The organism is Demetria terragena DSM 11295 (genome assembly GCF_000376825.1).
GTDB lineage: Bacteria > Actinomycetota > Actinomycetes > Actinomycetales > Dermatophilaceae > Demetria > Demetria terragena.
Genome location: NZ_AQXW01000003.1, coordinates 447257 through 453497, shown reverse-complemented (window position 1 = coordinate 453497; position 6241 = coordinate 447257). Strand labels below are relative to the sequence as shown.

At 63.4% G+C, this 6241-nt stretch carries 5 protein-coding genes; all 5 read right to left on the bottom strand.

Annotated features, from left to right (window positions below):
* The coding region (locus F562_RS0104050) for an Ig-like domain-containing protein (protein WP_018155653.1) at positions 1-1864 on the bottom strand (1864 nt) is incomplete at its 3' end.
* A 278-nt stretch (positions 1865-2142) separates the two neighbouring features.
* Positions 2143-3414 (bottom strand): glutamate-5-semialdehyde dehydrogenase, encoded by a 1272-nt coding sequence (locus F562_RS0104045; RefSeq protein WP_018155652.1) that lies wholly within the window; start codon positions 3412-3414, stop codon positions 2143-2145.
* Positions 3415-3449: 35 nt separating this feature from the next.
* The gene (locus tag F562_RS0104040) at positions 3450-4274 is read right to left on the bottom strand and encodes a sugar nucleotide-binding protein (RefSeq protein WP_026180984.1); all 825 of its coding nucleotides are present in this window, start codon (positions 4272-4274) and stop codon (positions 3450-3452) included.
* Positions 4271-5089: a DedA family protein gene (locus F562_RS0104035; RefSeq protein ID WP_018155650.1), complete on the bottom strand. Its 819-nt coding sequence runs from the start codon at positions 5087-5089 to the stop codon at positions 4271-4273. Before F562_RS0104035 ends, F562_RS0104040 begins: the two co-directional genes overlap by 4 nt.
* A complete protein-coding gene (gene proB, locus F562_RS0104030) occupies positions 5089-6213 on the bottom strand; it encodes a glutamate 5-kinase (protein WP_018155649.1) in 1125 nt (374 codons plus the stop codon). Before proB ends, F562_RS0104035 begins: the two co-directional genes overlap by 1 nt.
* Positions 6214-6241 lie beyond the last annotated feature (28 nt).

The following is a 6241-nucleotide window of genomic DNA, read 5'->3' as shown; positions in this document are numbered from 1 at the left end:
GAGTAAACGTGAACTGACCATCAGACTCGATCGTCCACACACCCTCACCAGGCACAGTGACCGTATCCGTCGGGTCACCATTCTCATCCAGGTACGTGTTCTGCGACGGATCAATATCCGAATCCACACCATCATCATTGGCATTCGGGTCATACGTCACCGGAGTGTTCTGCGGCGTTGTCTCCGAATCCGGGTTCGCCACCGGCGGCACCGGCTCAGCACCAGGCTCCACCGTCACCGTCACCGTCGAATCAGCCGAATCCCCATCCTCATCAAAAATCCGATAAGGAACAGCAGGAGTCGTACCCGTGAACCCATCCACCGGAGTGAACGTCACCACACCCTCATCGTTGACCGTGAACGTCCCCACATCCTGGACCGTCACCTCATCCACCGGCTCACCAGCGCCATCCAACAACGTGGTCTCACCAGGAACAATCGGAGTATCACCAGCAGTGTCGTTATCCAACAACGGCACATCCACCGGCGTATTCAACGGCGTCGTACCCTCATCCGGGTTCGCCACCGGCGGGACAGCATCCTGCGGCGTCACCGTGATAGCGACCGTCGAATCAGCCGTCTCACCATTCTCATCCGTGATCCGATACGGAACCGGAGTCGCCTCACCCGTGAAATCAGGAAGCGGAGTAAACGTCACAACACCCTGATCATTCACCGTGTACGTGCCCTCACCCGGCACCGTCAACTCATCAACGGGGTTACCAGCCGGGTCGAGCAACGTCGTCAGCGCAGGGTCGATCGGAGCAGAGCCCGCGGTGTCGTTGTCCAACAACGGCACATCCACCGGAGTGCCCTGCGGAGTGGTATCCGAATCCGGGCTCGCGACTGGCGGGTCAGCTGCCGTCGGAGTCACTGTCACCGTCACCGTCGAATCAGCCGTCTCACCATTCTCGTCTGTGATCCGGTACGGCACTGCCGGGGTGGTGCCCGTGAACTCCGGCAATGGGGTGAACACCACGTTGCCCGAATCGTCGACCGTGAACGTCCCGACGTCTGGAATCGTCCGGGTGTCAACCGGATTGCCCGCGTCGTCCAGCAAGGTCGTCAGCGCAGGATCGATCGGGGCGTCGCCCGGTGTGTCGTTCTCCGTCAGCGGGACGGTCACGGGAGTGTTCTGGGGGGTCGTGCCCGTGTCTGGATTCGCCGTCGGCGGAGTCGCCGCATCGGGGGTGGTCACGACTCGCGAAGCCGAGAACCGCACCAAGTCGTTCGACCAGGTCATGTTGCTGAAGTTGCTGTACGCAACTCGTCCCGCAAGCCCCGCCGTCGAACTAATCGTCACGGTGGTGGAGTGATCGGTCGCGCCAGCCGTTGGCGGCGCACTGTCGACCATCGAGATGTGCATAGTGCCATCGCCGTTGTCTGTCGCGGCATATGTCATTCGACTCTCGGGCGCGGACCTCGGGATGAAGTCCACCTGCACATTGGCGGGAGCAACCGGAGCGTTAGTTGAGTCGAAAACCTCGATATCGAACTCGTAGGTCTTGGAGTCGATATCGATGATCGAGAAGTTCGACGCTGTCACCGTGGAGTCGGGGAGGTCCGTGACGCCGACGATTCCCGCTGCGTTGTAGTTGACCCGAGCGCGCGCGTCGTCACCGGCGCGGAATTCGACGCCATCGGCCCGGTGTGCAGCAAAGAACGGTGCCTGCACGCCGACCAACCCACCCTCAGGACTTGAGGGGAACTGCAGCGGTTGATACTGACCGCCGCCAGTCTGGCCAGCGGCTCCGTTGTTCTGGATTAACTCATCAGTTTCCGCTGCGGCGGCTGTACCTGGTACTGCGATGGCGCCAGTCGCCGAGAGCGCCACGACGGCGACCACTTTGGTTGCCCACGCCACAGTTCGCCTGGCGAAACTTCGCTGATTCTCCTCAACAGCATTCCTGCCGCTGTCGACTGACGGATCCCTGCTGGGATGTGTTCGGCCCATGCCAATGCCTCAGTTCTTCAGTTTTGATCTGCCCAATCAAGGGAACCGAACTCCAGGTTGCCCACGGTTCGCGCTCCCAGAACACGAAGTTAGTCCAGGATTTGGACAGCCCAGCAAACTACCAGTCGATCTCAACCGAACTGTGACCTTGAGGCGCCAGCGAACTCAAGTCGCCCGTGATAGCGCTCCTAGGCGCGGACCTGACCGTCGCCCTGAACGACCCACTTCGTTGTGGTCAGTTCTTTGAGTGCCATGGGACCTCGGGCGTGCAACTTCTGGGTGGAGATCCCGATCTCGGCACCGAAGCCGAACTCGCCCCCATCCGTAAATCGCGTCGAAGCATTCACGAGAACTGCCGCGGCGTCGATCTCTGCCACGAACCGTCGTGCCGCTGCGCGATCCTGCGTCACGATGGCCTCGGTGTGCTGCGTTCCGTAGCGGCCAATGTGCGTGAGCGCATCATCGAGCGAACCCACGACGCCGACACTCATCTCCAGGGCCAAATGCTCACTCCCCCAGTCCTCGTCGGTGACTGCATCGTGTGCCACGCCCGCCTGCCGCGCGACTGCTTCCACCTTCGGATCCGCGTGGACGAGTACGCCAGCCTCGCCCAACGCACCAAGCACCCTTGGCAAGTACTCATCGGCGACCGCCTCGTGGACCAGAAGCGACTCCGCGGCGTTGCACACACTCGGCCGGTGAGTCTTGGAGTTGAGGGTGATGGCCAGCGCCATGTCGAGGTCTGCGGCGCGGTCGACGTACACATGGCAGTTACCGACACCGGTTTCGATCACCGGCACCGTTGCCTGGCTGACCACCGTCTTGATGAGGTCGGCTCCACCCCTGGGGATCACGAGGTCGACCAGGCCGCGAGCGGACAACAATGCGGTGACGTCATCACGGCCACCTTCCAGCAATTGCACGGTGTCAGTGGGGAGTTCGCACTGAGCCAGTGCTTCCCGCAAGATGCCGACCAGCGCGGCGTTGGTACTCGCGGCCGCGCTCCCCCCGCGCAAGATCATCGCGTTGCCGGACTTCAAACCCAACCCGGCCGCGTCAACAGTCACATTGGGTCGGGCTTCATAGATCATGCCCACGACGCCCATGGGGACCTGAACCTGGGTAATTTCCAGGCCGTTGGCCAGAGTGCTGCCACGCACGATCTCCCCCACCGGATCCGGGAGTGCGGCCAGCGACCGCAATGCCTCAGCCACGGCATCGACGCGGTCGGGGGTCAGCCGAAGCCGATCCACCAGATTGGCACGCAACCCGCCGGCCTCACCGCGTGTGATGTCTTCTGAGTTTGCGGCCAGGATGCGCTCTGATGCGCTCTTCACCGCATTGGCGAGTACCTCAAGCGCTCGGTCCTTGTCGGCACGCGGCAGGAGTGCGAGCTCACGGCTGGCAGTGCGCGCAGCGAGAGCGGCAGTACGGACGCGGTCGGCGGCCTCAGCGTTCATGCCTCGCAGACTACGACGGTGAACGTACAGACTTCCTAGGTGTCCGGACTCAGGAACTCCCGTGCGCCACGCATGGGCGATTGCAGGGCGGCCAGCGTCCGCGTTCCGTCGAGGTGGACCTGTGCGGGTCCGGGGATGCCTGCCTCCAGCCTCGATCCCGGGCGGAGTCGGTCCGTGGGCCAGCCGTACTGCGCACACACCAACTCAGCGAGTTCGAATCGGTTGCAGGCATCGGCTCCCGGCAGATGAAACATGCCAGGGCGGCCCGCAAGTTCTCTCAGACACCGCGCGGTATCGGCCACATGAGCGGGGTACTTCACGTCATCGGTGAAGAACACCCCGTCTCGCTTGTGGGTGACAACCTCATGCACGAACCGTTCGATGTGCCCTTCAAGGGTGCCCATCTGAAGCGAGATTCGGGCGATGGTGGCCCCCGGGTGACACGCACGTACGGCAACCTCCGCGGCCGCCTTGGCCGCGCCGTACGCATTGACCGGGCACGGGGCTGAGTCCTCGGTGTAGCGCTCCGGTCCCCCGGCGAAGACCACGTCGCTGGAGACCTGCACAAAGTCGGCACCGACCGCATGTGCGGCCGTGGCCAGGTGGGCCGGCGCGACCGCGGTAATCTCCCAGTCCGCGCTGGAGTAGGCGGCGTTGATCACCAACGTCGGGCGAACTTCTGCGACCAGTTCCTGGCTCGCCACGGCGTTTCGGAGGTCGATCTTCACCGTGGGTATCGGAACCTGCGCCGGGCGTCGAAAGGTTGTTCCCACCGCGTCCGTTCCTGCTGACACGAACTGCCGGATCATCTCAGCGCCCAAGAATCCGGCCGCGCCGGTCACCAGGACTCTGCTCGTCATGACGTCTCTGGCGGTGCCGTTTCAGTGGTCTGCGGTCGCCGACTGCTGCGCACGCTCTTGAAGACGATGACGACGATCAAGACGATCGAGATATAGAGGCTGTACTTCTGAATGACGTCCACTACGTCCTTGGCCGGCTCACCGATCCGGTATCCGAGATACATGTAAATGGCGCGATTCGTGAACGCACCGATGAAGTTGATGATCAAGAACGTGCGCAACTTCATCTTCGACATTCCGACAAAGACGAAGACCACCGCGCTTGGCAGCAAGGGGACGACCCACACCAGGAACGTCGCGAGCCCTCCAAAGCGCTCGGCAAGACGCTCCGCATGCCGGCCCATCTTGGCCGCCCATCGGGAGCGTCCGCCAATGACTTCGATCATGCCGTGACCCCACAGGCGACCCGCCCACCAAAAGATCCAGTCGAACTTCATCACCGACAAACTGGCCACCACCAGCCAGAACCACCAGTGCGGTTCACCACCCAGTTTGAGGCCGGCACCGATATCGACCATCGCGACGGTCGAGCCGCTGATCGCCGCTAACGCGTAGGTGCTCATGCCCAGGATGAGTGGTCGCAGCGGAACCATCACCAGGCCATAGACACCCAGCAGCATGAAAGCCGCCCAGCATCTCTTGTCTGCGGTAGTCGGCTTGCCCTGCCACGGCATCCGAGGGTCTTCCCACCACTCCGGTGGGCTGTCGTCCTTCAGGTCCTCTGGTGCGGCATCGGCCATTGGCTGCTCTGGATCGGGGTCCCCAGGAGAATCCTCAGGTGGATCTGGCTGCGTCGGATCGTCGCGTGGAGTCATCAGCGTTTCCTCGTCTGCAGCACGACCAGATCATCCCTGTGGACGAGCTCGCGCTCGTACTCGGGTCCGAGTTCGGCCGCCAAGTCCCGGGTACTGCGGCCCAGCATGGCGGGGATCTCCACGCTCGGGTAGTTCACCAAACCGCGCGCGATGGTCTGGTCAGCGCTGTCCACCAAGTCGACCGTGTCGCCGGGGTGGAAACGCCCGTGGACGGCCACGACTCCCGCGGGCAGAAGCGACCTACCGCGCTGGGTGATCGCCTCGACCGCCCCGTCATCAAGGACAAGCCGCCCGCTAGCCGTCGTGGCATGGGCCAACCACAGACGTCGAGCGCGCCCACGACGGCCGGTGGGCAAGAACAACGTGCCGACATCCTCACCCGCCAGCGCGGCTCCAGCAGCGGGCGCGGCCGCGAGCACCGTCGGTACGCCGGCAGAGGTAGCGATAGCGGCCGCCTCCACCTTGGTCTGCATTCCGCCGGTACCAACTTGGCTCCCGGACGTCCCGATCTCGATCCCGTCCAAATCTGCACTGCCGGTGACCAATTCGATGCGGTGCGAGCCTGCTTGACCCGGCGGCCCGTCATAGAGGGCATCAACATCTGAGAGAAGAACGAGCGCGTCAGCGTCCAGAAGGTGCGCGACCAGGGCTGCGAGACGGTCGTTGTCGCCGAACCGAATTTCATGGGTGGCGACCGTGTCGTTTTCATTGACGACCGGCACCATCCCCAGCTCAAGGAGGCGTTCGAGGGTGCGACGGGCGTTGGTGTATTGCCGGCGTCGTGCAACATCATCTGCGGTCAGCAACACCTGACCGACTGGCAACTCGTGCCGGGCGAATGCATCTGAGTAGGCCGACATGAGCGCGCCCTGACCGACGCTGGCTGCCGCCTGTTGGGTAGCCAGGTCGCCTGGACGGACGGTGAGGCCGAGCGGTCTCATACCCGCGGCGATCGCGCCACTGGAGACCAGAATGACCTCGGCGCCTGCCAAACGGCGTCGCGCGAGCACATCGACGAGAGCGCCGACGCGTTCGGCGTCAAGACCACCCGTGGCGGCTGTCAGCGAACTCGAGCCCACCTTGACGACGACGCGGTGAGCCTGGCGAATCGCGCTGCGGTCCATGGCCAGAGAGCTCACATCAGCAGGGTAG

Coding starts and splice junctions, on each gene's coding strand:
- F562_RS0104045 (WP_018155652.1), bottom strand. CDS start 3,414: ATGAACGCTGAGGCCGCCGACCGCGTCCGTACTGCCGCTCTCGCTGCG.
- F562_RS0104040 (WP_026180984.1), bottom strand. CDS start 4,274: ATGACGAGCAGAGTCCTGGTGACCGGCGCGGCCGGATTCTTGGGCGCT.
- F562_RS0104035 (WP_018155650.1), bottom strand. CDS start 5,089: ATGACTCCACGCGACGATCCGACGCAGCCAGATCCACCTGAGGATTCT.
- proB (WP_018155649.1), bottom strand. CDS start 6,213: ATGGACCGCAGCGCGATTCGCCAGGCTCACCGCGTCGTCGTCAAGGTG.